We start from the raw sequence: 16313 nt of genomic DNA on the forward strand, positions 1-16313 counted from the left end.
ATCGCTTTACACGTTGTTATTGTTATCTTCCGCCCTGCATGTTCACGTGCCTCAACCAGCCGCCAGCACCGGTCGATAATGCTTCGGCAACCCGGCTTTCGCGATGCCGCCGTAGAACGACTCCCGCTCAAGCCGCTCCTGCACGAACGCCCGCAGTTCGATCAGCGCGGCCAGATCGACCGAGGTGGAGTACCCCATCGATTCGAGCAGGAACACAAGGTCTTCCATCACGATGTTGCCGGTCGCGCCCGGTGCATACGGGCATCCGCCGAGGCCGCCGAGCGAGGCGTCAAAACGCGTGACGCCGACGTCGAGCGCGGCCACCACGTTCGCGAGCCCGAGTCCGCGCGTGTCGTGGAAATGCGCCGCCAGCGGCAGGTCGCCCAGTTCGCGGCGCACCGCGCCGAACAGCCTGCGCACCGCGGCGGGATTGCCGTAGCCGACGGTGTCGGCCAGCACGATCTCCTGCGCGCCCAGTTCCGCGAGTTCCACGGCCAGCCGCAGCACGCGGGACTCGTCCACCTCGCCCTCGATCGTGCAGCCGAAAGAGGTTGCAAGGCCGCCGCTCACCACCGGCCGTTCGCTGCGGTCGATCTGGCGGCACAGCGCGACGATCTGCCCAAAGTCGGCGACGGAATCAGCAACCGTGCGGCGTACGTTCGACCAGTTGTGTCCTTCGCTGACCGACATCGCGTAATTGAGCTTCATCGCGTTCGCGGCCACGGCGCGTTCGGCGCCCTTGAGGTTCGGCACCAGGACGGACACGGTCAGTCCCGGGAGCTTGCGTGCGCCCGCCACGATCTCGGCCGTATCGGCCATTTGCGGCAGCAGCTTCGGCGGCACGAACGACCCGACTTCGATATCACTCACGCCCGCTGCAAATTCGCGCCCGCACCAGTCGAGCTTGACCGAGCTTGGCATGATCGTGGCGATGCTCTGCAAGCCATCGCGCAGACCCACTTCGCGTACGCTGATCCTGTTTCCGGCAATGGCTTCCATGTCCCGCGCTCCACAGATCCTGTAACGGCCCCGCGTCTGCTGGCCTGACTACCTATCGGCCGACGAACTTCGGCGGACGCTTTTCGTTGAATGCCGCTATGCCTTCCCGGCGATCCTCCGTCGGGATCATGCGTTCGTAAGCCTGCACTTCCAGCACCAGCCCGCTGCGCAAGTCGCCTTGCAGGCCGTAGTGAATCGCCTTCTTCGCCTGTTGCACCGATATTGGCGCATTCGATGCAATCGTCGCGGCGGTGGCAAGCGCGGCGGGCAGCACCGCGTGGGGGGCGTGCACCGCGTTCACCATGCCCCAGTCAAACGCCTGCTGCGCACTGAACGGCGTGCCGGAAAGGATGATCTCCTTCGCGCGGCGTTCACCCACGGCGCGCGGCAGATTCTGCGTGCCGCCGGCGCCAGGCATGATGCCAAGCGTGACTTCCGTGAGCGCGAACCGTGCTTCGGACGAGGCGTAGATGAAATCGCACGCCAATGCCAGTTCGCAGCCACCGGCATAGGCCGCTCCGTTCACGGCCGCGATCACCGGAACCGTGCAGTCCATGATCGCGTAATACGCTTCCTCGAAGATCGCGTGTTGCAAGCGCCAGTCGTGATCGCTCATGCCGCGCCGCTCTTTGAGGTCCCCGCCGGAACAGAACGCCTGTACGCCGGACCCGGTGACCACGATGCCGCGCCAGTCGCCCGGCGTGAACTTCAACGGCAGGAACAGCTCGCGCAGTTCCCTGCCCATCTGCGTGTTGAGAGCGTTGCGCACATGCGGGCGGTTCAGCGTGACCTGCATGACGCCCGGGGAGACTTCATCGACCAGCAAGGTTTCGTAGCGGCTGCTCATTACGAAGGCTCCGGTTGCGTCAGCTCGAAGAAGGTACCGTTGTCCGCGCCGAGAGCCGGCGGCGTGGAGCGGAACGGCAGGCGTTCGCCATCGAAGCGCAGCGGCAGGCTCATCAGCGACATGGAACCGTCGGGCAGCGGCCGGACCATGTCCAGCGCCCGTGTCTGCGGATGCGCCAGGACTTCGCTGACCGACTGCAGCACCGTTGCCGGCACGCCGGCCGCATCGAGCCGCGTCACCCATTCATCGGCGCTACGCGTCAGCACGATTGCGTCGATCAATGCATTAAGCACCTCGCGATGTTCGACACGTGCCGCGTTGGTCGCAAAGCGCGGATCGGTGGCCCAGTCGAGCCGGTCGAGCACGCCGCACAGCCGCCGGAACAGCGCGTCATTGCCTGCGGCGATGATCAGATAGCAGTCCGCCGCCAGATACGCTTTATACGGAACGATCATCGCCGCCTCGGAACCCGTGCGCTGCGGGTCTTTTCCCGACGCGAGCGCGAGTGCGACCGGCACGGTCATCCACGAGAGCGCGGTCTCCAGCAGCGAGGTATCGACCGTGCAGCCCTCGCCGGTACGATGGCGCCGTTCCAGCGCCGCCATCACGCCGATCACCGTCCACAGTCCCGCGCCCATGTCCACAATGGAAGGCCCCACCCGAACCGGCGCGCGGCCCGCCTCGCCGGTCACGCTCATGATGCCGCCGAACGCCTGCATCAGCGGGTCATAGCCGGGCTTGTCGGCCATCGGGCTACCTGCGCCGTACGCGCCAAGATTGCAGTAGACAAGACGCGGATTGAGTTGGCGCAACGTGTCGTCGAGTCCAAGCCGTTTGACCAGCCCCGGGCGCATGTTCTGGATCACCACGTCGGCTTCATCCACGATGAAAGCGCGCAGCCGTTCACATTCGGCCGGGTCCTTGAGGTCGAGCGCCACGGAGAGCTTGTTGCGGTTGAGGCTTTGGAATGTCGCCGATGCGCCATGCCAGAACGGCGGTCCCCACGAACGGGCGTCGTCTCCGCCAGCCGGGTTCTCGACCTTGACGACGCGCGCTCCCAGATCTCCGAATATCTGACCGGCAAAGGGCGCCGCGACGCTATGGCCCATTTCGACCAGGGTGATGCCTGCGAGAGGGAGATCCATGAGCAGTCCCGGAAGTCGAGGTTTCAAAAAGTCTATGCAAGAAGGATAGCACTGTCAATGAAACGTTTCACGCCAAAAAAGACAGATGAAATCCGGCAAGGATGACCACGCAGTCAAGCGACGAAACCCGAGCCGGTCAGGAAGTTCTCGACCACCGCATTGAACGCATCGGTTTGGTCAATATTCGACAGATGCCCGGCGCGCGGAATATCGACGAAATGACTGCCCGCGATCAAGCGCTGCATCGCAACGCTTTCGGCTGAGGGAATCAGGATGTCCTCGGTCCCGCTCACGATGAGCGTCGGGGTGCGGATCGACGCGAGCGTCGGCGTCCGGTCCGGACGCTGTGCCATGCCCCGGATGAACGAGGTGAGTCCCGGGATGCTTTGCCGCAGGGTGATCGAGCGCGCGAACGTCTTCGCGTCTGCGGAGCAATCGGGGCCGAAAGGCCGCTCCCCGAAACTGTCGACGACGGCTTGCGGGCCGCGCCGCTCGACTTCGAGCGCCAGCGCCTCGCGTTGCGCGCGCCCTTGCTCCGAGTCGGCGCCGGCGCGCGTGTTGGCGAGAATCAGTCCGGATACCCGGTCCGGATAACGTAAAACCAGCGAAAGCGCGACGTAGCCGCCAAGCGAAATGCCGCCGATAACCGCCTTTTGCACGCCGAGATGGTCCATCAGGTCCACGATGTCGTCGGCGTGGGTATCCATTGTCACCACGGCGGCGTGCGTGCCATCCACGCGCCCCGAGCCGCCCGCGCCCCGCAAATCGGGCGCGATGACCCGGCGTTGCGTACTGAGCGCGCGAATCTGCGGCGACCAGAGCGTGCCGTCCTCCGCGAACGCATGCAGCAACACCAGCGCCGGTCCCGTTCCTTCGTCGATGTATCGAACGGTCCGCTCGTCTGAGCGATGATCCCGCGCGCCGAGCGCGCCTTGCGCGATCATGATGCCAACGCGGCGCGCGCGGCGACGCGGCCGAAGATCGCCGCCTTGCCGTTGGCCGTGCCCGTCATGTAGGCCTTGCCATGAAATCCGCCCATTACCCCTCCCGCTGCAAACAAGCGTTCTATCGGTGCGCCGAATATGTCCTGTACCCGGGCCGACGCGTCGACGCTCAGGCCGCAATACGTGGCGAGTACCACGCTCGTACTGACGAATGCGTAGAACGGCGCGGTTTCGATGCGCACGAGCGCGCCGTAGTGGTTGCATAAGCCGTCGCGGCCGAATGCCGGATCGCGCCCGCTCGCGACGAAGCCGTTGTACTCGGCGACAGTCGCGGCAAGCCGCGGCGGATCCAGGCCGAGCCGTTGCGCCAGTTCGTCGAGCGTCGGCGCCGCGATGACGCGTCCGGCGGCAAGATCCGCCGCAAAATCCATCGACGGAATGCCGGGGCGGCCCCGTTCAAAAATCGTCTGGTCGAAGATCTGGTAGCCGCGGCAATCCGTCTGGCGCAGGCAGGCATCGCCTATCAGCTTGTAGGAGAGCGATTCATCGACGAAGCGCCGGGCCTCAGCGTTGACCACAATGCCGCCCGCATACATGGGAAACAGCAGGAAATGATCTTCCGCTCCGGCGCTGACATGACTCCCGAAGGTGCCCTTGATATAGGCCATGTCGCGAAACGCGGCGCCTTCCCGCCACGCCATCAGGAGGCCGTCGCCCGTGTTGCCGGGGCCGCCCATGCGCTGCGCGCCGGCCTGCCCGGGCGCGAACAGCGTCAGAAGCATGTCATTGCGCGAAAATCCGCCCGTCGTCAACACAACGCCGTGACGCGCCCTGACCTGCTCCACGCCGCTCGCCGTTCGCACGCTCACGCCTTCGATCTCGCCATCGGCACCGGATCTGATCAATCGCAGCGCGCGGGCGGATAAGCGGGTCTGGACGCGGCCGGTTTCGTGCGCACGCGCCGCGATCATCGACAACACCTGGAGCGGATTGCGCGAATGGCCGCGCGGCACTGACTGCCCCGATGCCACGAACACCTGTTCGAAGCGCACGCCGCGCTCGGCCAGCCACGCGTAGGTATCGAGTTGCAGGTCGACATAGACCTGCACCAGCGCCTCGTCGTTCTCATAGCCGCCGACGCGGCGAAGGTCATCGAACAGCAACTGCGGCGAGTCCTCAATGCCCAGGCGGCGCTGCAATTCCGTGCCAGCGAAAGCGAACGATCCGCCGCTGAGAATAGTCGCGCCGCCGATCTTGTGTTCCCGTTCGAGCAGCAGCACCGAGGCGCCTGTTTCAGCCGCTTCGAGCGCGGCGCAATAGCCCGCGAGCCCGCCGCCCACCACGATGAGGTCGGTCTCCCGGGGAAGCGCAGCATCGCTCATGCCGACGCTCCTGCGCGCTCCCGAGCGACACCCAGTGCGCCGCGCGCCGCGAGCCGGCCGAAGATCGCCGCCTTGCCAAGCGACGAGCCCGTCATGTAGGCGTTACCGTGCAAGCCGCCCACGACTTCCCCCGCTGCATAAAGTCCGGGGATGGGTGTGTCGTAGACATCGCAAACCCGCATGCCGGGATCGACCGCGACGCCGCAATACGTCGCCACGATCACGCTCTTCGACGGATACCCGTAGAACGGCGGTGCGTCGATCCGTTCCAGCTTTCCATAGCCATTGCTGAGGGCGGAACGCCCGAACGTGCGATCGCTGCCCGCTTCCACGTAGGCGTTATAGGCGTCGACCGTTTTTGTCAGGCCGGCTTCGTCGATGCCGAGCCGCGCGGCCAGTTCGCGCAGCGTCGGCGCGCTCACCACCTGGCCGAGCGCAAGCTTCGCCTGGAACGCCATGGTCGGAATGTCGGGCTGGCCGCGCTCGAAGATGCGCTGGTCGAATATCTGGAAGCCGGTCCCGTCGGGCTGTTGCAGCACCGCGTCGCCGATGAGCTTGTATGACTTCGATTCGTCGATGAATCGCTCTCCCTGTGCGTTCACCGCAATCGCACCGACGTAGATCGGCAGCATCAGCGCATGTTCACCGGGCTTCGCCCCGGGATAACCCCCGAAGGTTCCCTTGATGTAGCCCATGTCACGCATGCCGGCGCCGAGGCGCCAGGCCATGCGCAAGCCATCGCCGACGTTGCCCGGACCGCCCGCTCGCATGGCGCCGGCCTGGGTCGGCGCGAACAGCTTCAGCAGGTCGTCATTCCGGGAAAAGCCGCCGCTTGCGAGGATTACGCCGCGCAGCGCGCGGATCGCGCGTTGCCGGCCCTCCACGTCCACCACGACGCCCTCGACGGGCCCGTCGCTACTCGTGCGCACCAGCCGCCGCACGGCGGCGCCAGTGCGCGTCGAGACCCGTCCAGAGGCTTGCGCCGCTGCGGCGAGCGTATCGAGCACGACACGCGGATTGCGGGAATGGGCGCGCGGCACCGAATGACCCGCCGCGAGAAACACCTTTTCGAACACGACGCCGTGCTCGGCCAGCCAGTGATAAGTGTCCAGCTGATTGTCGACGTACACGCGCACCAGGCGCTCTTCATTGCCGAAACCGCCCACCCGGCGCAGGTCGTCGAACAGCAGCGCAACCGAATCCTCGATGCCGTTGCTGCGCTGCAGTTCAGTGCCGGCGAAGGCGAACGAACCGCCGCTCAGGACCGTCGAGCCGCCTATCTCGGGCTGCTTTTCGAGCAGCAGCGCCTCGACACCCCGCGCCGCCAGCTCCAGGGCGGCACAGTGTCCAGCCAAACCGCCGCCGATCACGACCACCTCCGCTTCCTCGTCCCATGACGGCTCCGCGTTCTGCCCGAGTGTGTCTGTCATCATTGCGCCTGTAAGTTGATTGATCGAATCACCGTGCGCCACTTGGCAATCTCGGCGGCAATGAACACGGCGAACTGCTGGGGCGAACCGCCCAGCATCTCGGTGCCGGGAAGCTTGGCTTGCACATCCGGCATCGCGAGTATCTGGTTCACGTCCGCGTTGATCTTCGCGACGATATCCGGCGGCGTATTGGCCGGCGCCGCAATGCCGAACCAGGCGCCGAACTCGAACCCGGGGATGCCTAGCTCGGTCATGGTCGGCACGTCCGGCAACAGCGGCGAACGCTTCTTGCTTGTCACCGCCAGCGCGCGGACCTTGCCCGCCTTGATCTGCGGATACTCGAACGGGATGTTGTCGAACATCACCTGCACGGTGCCGCCGATCAGGTCGATGACCGCCTGCGAGCTTCCCCGGTAGGGAACATGGGTCATCTGGATGCCCTCGACCGACTTGAACAACTCACCCTGCAAGTGCGTTGACGTGCCAATGCCGGTCGATCCGTAGCTGAGTTGTCCAGGTTTCGACTTCGCCAGCGCGACCAGTTCGGCCACGCTCTTGACCGGCAGCGACGGCGTGACGAGCAACAGGTTGGGAGTCGATACCATCAGGATCACGGGCGTGAAATCCTTCACCGCGTCGAAGGGAATGTCCTTGTAGAGGGTCGGATTGATGCCATGCGTGGCGTTGGTCGCGAGAAACAGCGTGTAGCCGTCGGGCGCTGATTTCGCTACCACCTCGGCGCCGATGTTGCCGCCCGCGCCGGCACGGTTATCCACGATCACCGCCTGTCCAAGCTTCTGGCCTAGCTTCTGCGCGACGACGCGTGCCAGCGTATCGGTGAAACCGCCTGCGGCGAACGGGACGACCAGACGGATGGCGTGGTCGGGATAAGCTGCAAAACTTGTCTCGCAAAGCATCGCGAGACCTATGCCTAGCCCTATTCCCAGCAGCCATCTCGTCAGTCTGAATCCGGACCTCGACATGGTGTCTCCCCCGTCAAGTCTTGCTTGTGTTCCACTTGTTTTTAGTACGAACGTGGCATGCCGAGTACGTGTTCCCCGAGATACGAGAGGATGAGATTGGTCGAGATCGGCGCGATCTGAAAAAGCCTCGTATCACGCCACTTGCGCTCGATATCGTATTCGCGCGCAAAGCCGAAACCGCCGTGGGTCTGCATCGCCGTGTCCCCTGCATGCCACGTGGCTTCCGAGGCAAGCAGCTTGGCCAGGTTCGCCTCCTCGCCGCACTCACGCCCGGCGCTGAACAACGCGGCGGCACTGCGGTTGACGAGATCGGCGGCCCGGGTTTCGGCATAGGCGCGCGCGATGGGAAATTGCACGCCCTGGTTTTGCCCGATCGGACGGCCAAATACCACGCGCTCGCTCGCATAGGCGGCCGCCTTACGGATGAAGAAACGCGCGTCTCCAATCGCCTCCGATGCCACGAGTATGCGTTCCGCGTTCATGCCGTCGAGAATGTAGCGAAACCCGCGATTCTCCTCACCAATCAGGTTGTCGCTCGGGATCCGCAAGCCATCGAAAAAGAGTTCCGTGGTCTGGTGGTTGATCATTGCGTCGAGCATGCGGATCTCGAGCCCGTGGCCGACAGCTTCGCGCATGTCGATCAGGAATACCGACAGGCCGTCGGACCGCTTCGTTACCTCTTCCGATGGCTTGGTTCGGGCCAGCAACAAGAGCAGATCGGACTGACGGGCGCGCGATATCCACACTTTCTGCCCAGTGATGACGTAATGGTCACCATCGCGCACGGCGCGAGTCCGGAGTTGCGTGGTGTCTGAGCCCGTGTTCGGCTCGGTCACGCCGAACGCTTGCAGGCGCAAGCGTCCAGCGGCAATCTCGGGCAGATACTTCTGTTTTTGCGCGGCGCTACCGTGCCGCAGCAGCGTCCCCATGATGTACATCTGCGCGTGGCATGCTCCCGCACTGCACCCGCTCGCATGAATTTCTTCGAGAATCACCGCTGCCGCGCGCAGTGGCAACCCGGCGCCGCCGTATTCCTCAGGAATCAGGGCCGCCAGATAGCCGGCCTTGGTCAACGCCCCGACAAATTCGTCCGGATAAGCAGCCTTGTCTTCCAGAGCGCGCCAATAGTCACCAGGGAATCGCTTGCAGATTGCCTGGATAGCTGTACGGATCTCGGGAAAATCGTCCCCAAGCTCCACCACCGTAGGATCTCGTTCGCTCATGAGAAAGCCCTTTCGCCGGGTTATGGCACCGCCGCGGATCAGATCCTCGAAACCCCGAATCACAGCACGCCCCGCAGCACGCCCTAATCTAGACAATGTCCCTGGCGTTGTCAATGAAACGTTTCATTGAAAGTTCCTTGCCAGGTGCCGGCAGGGTTTGCGATCGGTCTCGCGTGCAACCGTGGGCTGGCGCGTCGCGACGCGTTAGAGCTGCACCGTTGCAATGTTCTTTGCTGCCAGATTCGTGCGCCGTCGAAAGCGCTGTTGCGCGGTATTGCTGCGCGCGCCGCACTTGGCGCTGGCCAACGTGAGTCGCGAAGCAATTAGCTGCTGACCTGCGTGCGCCATCGCCACGGCCGTCGCATCGTGGGGTCACGTCGCTTTCGTGGAATGCAAATGTCAATTCGATGGTTAGCCAAAAAACGCAACCATGCCATCCTAGCGATCCTGCCTTGTCGCTCGCGCACTGCCCAACGCTGCAAGGCAATCGCTCCTCTTTCATTTCATTCGTCCGTCACATGGCCCGCCATGAGCCAGAACATCCCTCTGAGTGCTTTCATCGTGCATTTCTTCAGCCGTGACGGCTTCGACATCGACGTGAATCGGACCTGCGAAACGCCTTATCTGCTTAAGCGACGATTTTCGACAATCGAGCATCTCATCAATGAAAGAACCAGAGGGAACATGGTGATCGGCTATCCCGGCAGCGTGGCGCAACTGCCAGAACAACACACGGGCGCACTGTCGAGATGAACCCGACAACTCCACTGCTCGAACTGAACAAACTGGCCGTGTCGTTCGGCGGACGTCCGGCGGTTCACCCCATCGACCTCTCCATTCAACATGGCGAAATGCTGGCGCTGGTCGGGGAATCGGGCAGCGGCAAATCGACCATCGCATTGGCTGCAATGGGACTTCTGCCCGTGCAAGCGCATGTAGAAGGATCGATACGCTTCGAAGGGCAGGCATTGCTCACGCTGCGAGAACGCGAATGGAGCGCGTTGCGGGGCAATCGCATCGGCATGATTTTCCAGGAGCCGATGACGTCGCTCAACCCGCTTCAGCCGATCGGGCGGCAGGTCGCCGAAGCGCTGACGCTGCATCGGCCGCTGTCGTTTTCAGCGGCGCGCAAGCAGGCGCTTGAGCTTCTGGATCTCGTGCGTCTGCCCGAGCCGGCACTGCGCTTCGATCAGTATCCGCACCAGCTTTCCGGCGGCCAGCGACAACGCGTGATGATCGCGATCGCGGTAGCGTGCCGCCCGAGCCTGCTGATCGCTGACGAGCCCACGACGGCGCTCGACGTCACCATCCAGGCGCAAATTCTCGAACTCATCGATCAGTTGCGACGCGAGTTGTCGATGGCGGTATTGCTGATCACGCACGACCTCGGTGTCGTCGCGCGCTGGGCAGACCGCGTGATCGTGATGAAGGACGGCACGAAGGTGGAGGAAGCCGACACTGCGACGTTGTTCGCGCATCCTGCGCAGCCGTACACGCGCGCGCTCCTTGGCGCGTCGCTGCACTTCGGCGCGGGACTGCATTATCGTGACGGCCGCCTGACGGAGACCATCAGCGAGCGGCTGACAGCCACAGAAGCCACAAACGCAATAGCGAGTACCGCCCCGCGCATCCTGCTTGAGGTAACCGGCTTGCAGGTCGACTATCCCAGCACGGGACACAATGTGCGCGCAGTCGACGGTGTTTCGTTCAACATTCGAGAAGGCGAGACCGTGGGCCTCGTCGGAGAATCGGGCTGCGGAAAGTCATCGCTTTCCCGCGCGTTGACGCGACTCCTGGAACCGTCCGCGGGCAGCATCGTATTCGATGGTGACGACGTCACGCATCGCCGGCGCCGCGCATTGCGTCCGTATCGCCGGCGCGTGCAGATGATCTTTCAGGACCCGTACGGCTCGCTCAATCCGCGTCACACCGTCGAACGAACGCTTGGCCTTGCCCTGGCGATTCATGGCGTGTCGCAACGACGCGAACGCGAAACAAAAATTCGCCGCATAGTCGATGCGGTTGGCCTGCCCGCTTCGGCACTGCAGCGCTATCCGCACGAATTTTCCGGCGGCCAGCGACAACGCATAGGCATTGCGCGAGCGCTTGTGCTTGAACCTGAATTAGTGATCTGCGATGAGCCGGTGTCGGCCCTCGATGTATCCATCCAGGCTCAAATTCTCGATCTCCTCGCCGACCTCAAGGCCGAACTCGGGCTCGCGCTGCTCTTCATTTCGCATGACCTTTCTGTCGTCCGCTATATCGCCGATCGCGTGCTCGTGATGCAAGCGGGACGTCTGGTCGAAACCGGCGATCACCGCTCCATCTGGACCTCGCCGCAGCATCCCTACACCCGCGCCCTGATCGACGCCGTACCGTCGTCGCATGTGCCGTTGCCGTTCACCACAAGGAAAATCCATCGTGACATCCAAGCGCCCCAAGCCACTCCCGCCTTCGACCTCGACACTCCTGTTTCGCGATGATCCGCTAGGGGCGGCCGTGGCCGACCTCAAGCGGCGGCGCTTGCTCAAAGGCGCCGGCGCATTGCTCGCGGGCGCAGCAACACCGTTCATGTTCACCGGCGAAGCATGGGCGTTGACCGAACCGCTGCCGAACACCTTGCAGGGCGCCAAACGAGGCGGCACGTTGACCGCCGTCATTCATCCGGAACCGCCGACCCTCGCGTTCTTTGTGAATTCCGCCACCATGATTGGAGCGGTCGCGAGCAAGATCTTCGATGGTCTTGTTGAATACGGCCCCGACCTGAAGCCGCGTCCGCAGTTGGCGGAAAGCTGGACCGTCTCGCCCGACAGTCTCACGTGGACCTTCAAGCTGCGTCAGAACGCGACCTGGCACGACGGCCAGCCGTTCACCGCCGCCGACGTGAAATTTTCCGCCGAAGAAGTCTGGCTCAAGATCAGCCCGGCATCACGGCGTGTGCTGCAATACCTGACACGAATCGACACGCCGGATGCGCATACGGTCGTTCTGCATTTATCGAAATCGACGCCTGCCACCTTCGGTATTCTCGATTCGCTCGGCACGCCGATCCTGCCGAAGCACCTCTACGAAAATACGGACATCCGCAACAATCCGTACAACAACAAACCGGTGGGGACCGGGCCGTTCGTGTTCAAGGAGTGGCTGCGGGGCGACCGTATCGTGCTGGATCGCAACGACAAGTACTGGGCGCCTGGTCAGCCGTATCTCGATCGCCTGACGTGGAAGATCACGCCCGACGTGTCGGGGCGCGCGACAGCGCTCGAAACAGGCGCCGCGCAATATGGCGAGCGCAACCCGGTGACGTTCGCGGACGCGGACCGGCTCGCCAAACTGCCCAACCTCGTGGTTTCGCAGGAAGGTTACAACGGCTACGCGGCGTGGCTGTGGCTCGAACCGAACCTGCGCGACCCCATTCTTGCCAAGCTCGAAGTTCGTCAGGCCATCGCGCACGCGATCAACCGGGACGTCCTGGTGAAGACTGTGTGGGGTGGCTACGCCGTGCCCGCTACGGGCCCGGAATCGTCGCTGGTGAAGGCGTTCTACACGCCCGACACGCAGCAGTACCCGTACGACCCCAAACTCGCCGAAACCCTGCTCGACAAAGCGGGCTTCCCGAAGCAAGCAGACGGCTGGCGTTTCAAGCTCAACCACGATTTCATTCCGTATGGCGACGACTATCGTCGCACCGGTGAATTCGTGCGTCAGGCGCTGCGCCGGGTTGGCATCGACGTGACCTTGCGGGGACAGGATCTGCCGACCTGGATCAAGAACGTCTTCACGGACTACAACTTCCAGCTCATCAGCAGTTGGGGCACAGACGGACTGGATCCGCAGATCGGCATAGAACAGCATTACTGGTCGAAGGCGGAAGCCAAAGGTACGCCCTGGTTCAACGCGTCCGGCTATGCAAGTCCCGAGATGGATCATGTGATCGAAGCGGCACAAACGGAAACCGATCCGGCCAAACGACGCGACCTGTACTTCCAGTTGCAAAAGATCGCTCAACGCGACCTGTCGCTCATCAACCTGTTCGAGTTCCGCTGGTTCGGCGTGTGGGCTAAAAACCTGCGCAATGTCACCGATACCGCCAGCCATTCGCGTGCCAACTTCGCGCAAGTCTGGTTCGACAAGGCGTAACAACCATGCTGCAACTGACATCTGGCATTAACGGAGACAGGATCAGACGGCGCCTGATTCAACTGGTGCTGGTCCTGCTCGGCACCACGGTGCTCAACTTCGTGCTGCTCAAGCTGATGCCGGGTGATCTCGTCGATGTCATCGCGAGCGAAAGCGGCAACGTCTCGCCGGAGTACGTGGCCCAGCTTCGTGAGGCTTACGGGCTCAACCATAGTGTCGTGTGGCAGTTGCTGCATTACGTCGGGCATGCGCTACGGTTCGATCTCGGCTTTTCGTTTCGCTTCGGTGAACCGGTCTCGACGCTGATCTTTGAACGCTTGCCCGCCACGCTGGTATTGATCGGCACGTCGCTGGTCATCTCGGTGCTGCTGGGCGTATTGCTGGGCGTGCTCGCCGCGCGCCGGCCGCATGGTTTCGTCGACACCTTCTTGTCAACGCTTGCAACCCTCGGCTATTCCGCGCCAATGTTCTGGACAGCGCTGATGCTCATCGTGGTGTTTGGCGTGCATCTCGAATGGTTCCCGATCGGCGGTATCGTCGATACCAACATCGCTCATCACGGCTTCGGGCTGCTGCTCGACCGGCTGCGTCATCTGGTGCTGCCTGCCGCCACGCTCGTGCTTTATTACGTCGCCGTCTTCGCACGACTGGCGCGCGCATCAATGATCGAGACGCTGCAGGAAGATTTTATTCGCACCGCCCGCGCCAAGGGTGGACGACCTTGGTACGTGGTGACGCACCACGCATTGCGTCATGCCATCCTGCCCGTTCTCACAATGCTGGGCCTGCAAAGCAGCGCGTTGCTCGGCGGCTCGATCATCGTGGAAACGGTGTTCGGCTGGCCGGGACTTGGGCAACTCTCGTTCGAAGCGATCAAGAGCCGGGACGTCAATCTGCTGGTCGGCGTGTTGCTGCTGTCGGCGGTTCTGGTGGTCGTGTTGAATCTGGTTGTCGATCTGCTTTATGGCTTGATCGATCCGCGTACGAGGCACCGGCAATGAAAAAATTCCTGCATTTTTTTAGTCAGCCGTCGGCGTTCTTCGGCGCACTTCTGCTCGTGCTGGCCTTGGGCGCGGCGCTTTCGGCGAACTGGCTTTTTCCGGGCGATCCGCTGGATATGGTCGCCGCGCCCTACCAGTGGCCCGGCGCCGATAGTGCGTATCCGCTCGGCACGGACCTGATGGGACGTGACCTGCTGGCAGGGCTCTTTCATGGGGCACGTGTCTCGCTGTACGTGGGCGGATCGGTCGCAGTCATCGCACTTGTTTTAGGCATCCTGATTGGTGGCATCGCAGGTTTTTTCGGCGGCCTGATCGATCAGGTGCTCATGGCGTTCACCGAGTTCTTCCAGACCGTACCGCCCTTCCTGCTTGCCATCATTCTTGTCGCCATCTTGACGCCTTCACTGACTACCATCGTTTTTGCGCTCGGCGTGACGGCATGGCCCAGCATCGCGCGCCTGACGCGTGGTGAGTTTATTGTGTTGCGAGAGCGCGAGTTTGTCAGTGCGAGCGTCGCGATAGGCGCTAGCGATGCGCACCTGATTTTCATCGAAATCCTGCCCAACGCGATGACGCCCATTCTCGTCTCCACCGCGCTGCTGGTCGCCAATGCAATCCTGTCGGAAGCCGCGTTGTCGTTCCTCGGGCTCGGCGACCCGAATGTGGTGAGCTGGGGTTCGATGGTCGGCACGGGGCGCGAAGCGTTGCGCACTGCCTGGTACATGATCGCGGTGCCGGGCTCGGCGATTGCATTGACCGTGCTCGGACTCAACCTGCTGAGCGACGCACTGCATACCGCGTTCAATCCCCGGCTGCGAAGAAAACGCAGTGCCGAAGTGGTGCCGGAGGTGCAGGCGGGCGTTTCATGACGTGGGGAATAAGGCACGAAATTGCCGCTTGGTCCGTGTCCCGATTCAGCAACATCCTCGTGCCCCGGCATTCACTCGCCCACCCAACCATCAAAGCGCTCCATGCCGGGGCGGAAGCTTGTCGTTGAGATAGAAGTTACCCACGGCGTGATACTTCCAGCGCACCGGGTCATGCAGCGTGTGGGTGCGCGCATTGCGCCAGAAGCGGTCTAGACCAAGGCCGTCCAGCGTAGCGGCCGTACCCGCGAGTTCGAACAGGCGCGAGCCGGCGTCGAGTGACGCGGTGGTCGTGAGCGCACGCGCCTCGGCCACCGCGACGGAGGCTTCTGCCACCGAGCGCTCGGTGGGATCGGCTTGCGCCGTGTCGACTGCCCGTCCTGCTCTTCGCACCAGGGCCTCCGCTGCCCGAAGGCGCACCGCGAGATCGCCGACCTGGGCGATCGTCAGCGGGTCGTCACTGGCACGCGCGACCTTCGCATCGATCCACGGCCGCGAACGCTCGCGGACGAACGGTAACATCGCATTGAATGCGCCACGGGCCTGACCCAGATCGATGGCCGCGTGGATGATCTGCGCCAGCGGACCAATGGTGGTGGGGCGATCAAACGAGGTTTGGAACGGTATGACCCATTCCGGCTGCACCGCTACATGTTCGAAGCGGACCGACCCGCTGCCGGTCACCCGCTGGCCGAAGCCGTCCCAGTCGTCGGTGACGGTTACTCCCGGCGCTCCACGCGGCACGAACACCAGGTACGTCACGTCACGGCCGTCATCGTCCGCCACGACCAGCGTGGGAATCCAGTGCGCATAGAGGGCGCCAGTGCAATAAAACTTCTGGCCGTCTATATGCCAGTCGCCCAGCGCGCGCGTGAGCCGAGTGCGGCGCTTGAAGTCCTTGTTGCCGATCTCGGCGAGCGCATTGCCAAAGCGTTCGCCCGCCAGGACACGCTCGTAAAAGAAGCGTCTTTGGGCGTGACTACCGCCCACGCGCAAGACTTCGAGCGCGTAATAATGGTTTTGCGGAATCTGGCCGAGCGACCCGTCGGCTGCCGAGATGATCGCTGTCACCTCTGCCAGCACACCGTTGGTGACGCCTGCGCCGCCGTATGCGCGCGGTACGGTGATACCCCACAGGCCGCTCAGGACGAAGGCATCCAGCTCGGCCCATGGCAAGTGACGCTCGCGGTCACGCAGCGCCGCATTCGGCGCGAATTCAGCGGCGAGCCGTTGCGCGACCGCTAGCGCCTGCGCGTCGTCTTTTATCAAATCGGGTATGCGAGCCGGACGCGGGCTGGGGATCGGTCCTGCGAGCGCGGCGGCCGTGCTCCCCTCGGATACAGAAAAAGTCAT

General features: G+C 63.3%; 14 protein-coding genes. 5 read left to right on the forward strand and 9 right to left on the reverse strand.

Translation table 11 applies throughout. The features are described 5' to 3' along the window. Window positions 1-51: 51 nt before the first annotated feature. The 8 genes from ACSQ36_RS31650 to ACSQ36_RS31685 all read right to left on the reverse strand — a co-directional run bounded on the left by ACSQ36_RS31650 (window position 52) and on the right by ACSQ36_RS31685 (window position 8953). Window positions 52-999 carry a hydroxymethylglutaryl-CoA lyase gene (locus tag ACSQ36_RS31650; RefSeq protein WP_436185092.1) on the reverse strand — a complete coding sequence of 316 codons (948 nt, stop codon included), beginning with the start codon at window positions 997-999 and terminating at the stop codon, window positions 52-54. Between the two features lie 52 nt (window positions 1000-1051). Continuing rightward, window positions 1052-1846, reverse strand: a complete 795-nt coding sequence (locus ACSQ36_RS31655) for an enoyl-CoA hydratase-related protein (RefSeq protein WP_436185093.1) — start codon at window positions 1844-1846, stop codon at window positions 1052-1054. Beyond that, window positions 1846-2991 carry a CaiB/BaiF CoA transferase family protein gene (locus ACSQ36_RS31660; RefSeq protein WP_436185094.1) on the reverse strand — a complete coding sequence of 382 codons (1146 nt, stop codon included), beginning with the start codon at window positions 2989-2991 and terminating at the stop codon, window positions 1846-1848. The genes ACSQ36_RS31655 and ACSQ36_RS31660 overlap by 1 nt, the downstream gene beginning before the upstream one ends. A 113-nt stretch (window positions 2992-3104) precedes the next feature. Continuing rightward, entirely contained in the window at window positions 3105-3935 is an 831-nt protein-coding gene (locus ACSQ36_RS31665) for an alpha/beta fold hydrolase (protein ID WP_436185095.1), read from the reverse strand. Then, window positions 3932-5317, reverse strand: coding sequence for an FAD-dependent oxidoreductase (locus ACSQ36_RS31670; RefSeq protein ID WP_436185096.1), 1386 nt, complete (start codon window positions 5315-5317; stop codon window positions 3932-3934). Before ACSQ36_RS31670 ends, ACSQ36_RS31665 begins: the two co-directional genes overlap by 4 nt. Then, complete coding sequence (locus ACSQ36_RS31675; RefSeq protein WP_436185097.1) at window positions 5314-6747, reverse strand: FAD-dependent oxidoreductase; 1434 nt, start codon at window positions 6745-6747, stop codon at window positions 5314-5316. The genes ACSQ36_RS31670 and ACSQ36_RS31675 overlap by 4 nt, the downstream gene beginning before the upstream one ends. Continuing rightward, window positions 6747-7730 (reverse strand): tripartite tricarboxylate transporter substrate binding protein, encoded by a 984-nt coding sequence (locus ACSQ36_RS31680; protein WP_436185098.1) that lies wholly within the window; start codon window positions 7728-7730, stop codon window positions 6747-6749. Before ACSQ36_RS31680 ends, ACSQ36_RS31675 begins: the two co-directional genes overlap by 1 nt. Before the next feature lie 41 nt (window positions 7731-7771). Further along, window positions 7772-8953 carry an acyl-CoA dehydrogenase family protein gene (locus tag ACSQ36_RS31685; protein WP_436185099.1) on the reverse strand — a complete coding sequence of 394 codons (1182 nt, stop codon included), beginning with the start codon at window positions 8951-8953 and terminating at the stop codon, window positions 7772-7774. Between the two features lie 396 nt (window positions 8954-9349). Here ACSQ36_RS31685 and ACSQ36_RS31690 point away from each other — a divergent pair, with 396 nt between their 5' ends. Genes ACSQ36_RS31690 through ACSQ36_RS31710 form a run of 5 tightly spaced genes read left to right on the forward strand, consistent with a single transcriptional unit; the run spans window position 9350 to window position 14963 of the window. Next, the gene (locus tag ACSQ36_RS31690; RefSeq protein WP_436185100.1) at window positions 9350-9706 is read left to right on the forward strand and encodes a hypothetical protein; all 357 of its coding nucleotides are present in this window, start codon (window positions 9350-9352) and stop codon (window positions 9704-9706) included. Beyond that, window positions 9703-11436 (forward strand): ABC transporter ATP-binding protein, encoded by a 1734-nt coding sequence (locus ACSQ36_RS31695; RefSeq protein WP_436185101.1) that lies wholly within the window; start codon window positions 9703-9705, stop codon window positions 11434-11436. Before ACSQ36_RS31690 ends, ACSQ36_RS31695 begins: the two co-directional genes overlap by 4 nt. Continuing rightward, a complete protein-coding gene (locus ACSQ36_RS31700) occupies window positions 11375-13093 on the forward strand; it encodes an ABC transporter substrate-binding protein (RefSeq protein WP_436185102.1) in 1719 nt (572 codons plus the stop codon). The genes ACSQ36_RS31695 and ACSQ36_RS31700 overlap by 62 nt, the downstream gene beginning before the upstream one ends. A gap of 5 nt (window positions 13094-13098) precedes the next feature. Continuing rightward, on the forward strand, window positions 13099-14094 hold the full coding sequence (locus ACSQ36_RS31705; RefSeq protein ID WP_436185103.1) for an ABC transporter permease: 996 nt from the start codon (window positions 13099-13101) through the stop codon (window positions 14092-14094). Beyond that, window positions 14091-14963: an ABC transporter permease gene (locus tag ACSQ36_RS31710; protein WP_436185104.1), complete on the forward strand. Its 873-nt coding sequence runs from the start codon at window positions 14091-14093 to the stop codon at window positions 14961-14963. Before ACSQ36_RS31705 ends, ACSQ36_RS31710 begins: the two co-directional genes overlap by 4 nt. 90 nt (window positions 14964-15053) lie before the next feature. On the opposite strand, the gene ACSQ36_RS31715 is transcribed toward ACSQ36_RS31710, so the two are convergent. After that, window positions 15054-16313 carry an SfnB family sulfur acquisition oxidoreductase gene (locus ACSQ36_RS31715; RefSeq protein WP_436185105.1) on the reverse strand — a complete coding sequence of 420 codons (1260 nt, stop codon included), beginning with the start codon at window positions 16311-16313 and terminating at the stop codon, window positions 15054-15056.

Source organism: Caballeronia sp. LjRoot34 (assembly GCF_964253815.1).
Taxonomy (GTDB): Bacteria; Pseudomonadota; Gammaproteobacteria; order Burkholderiales; family Burkholderiaceae; genus Caballeronia.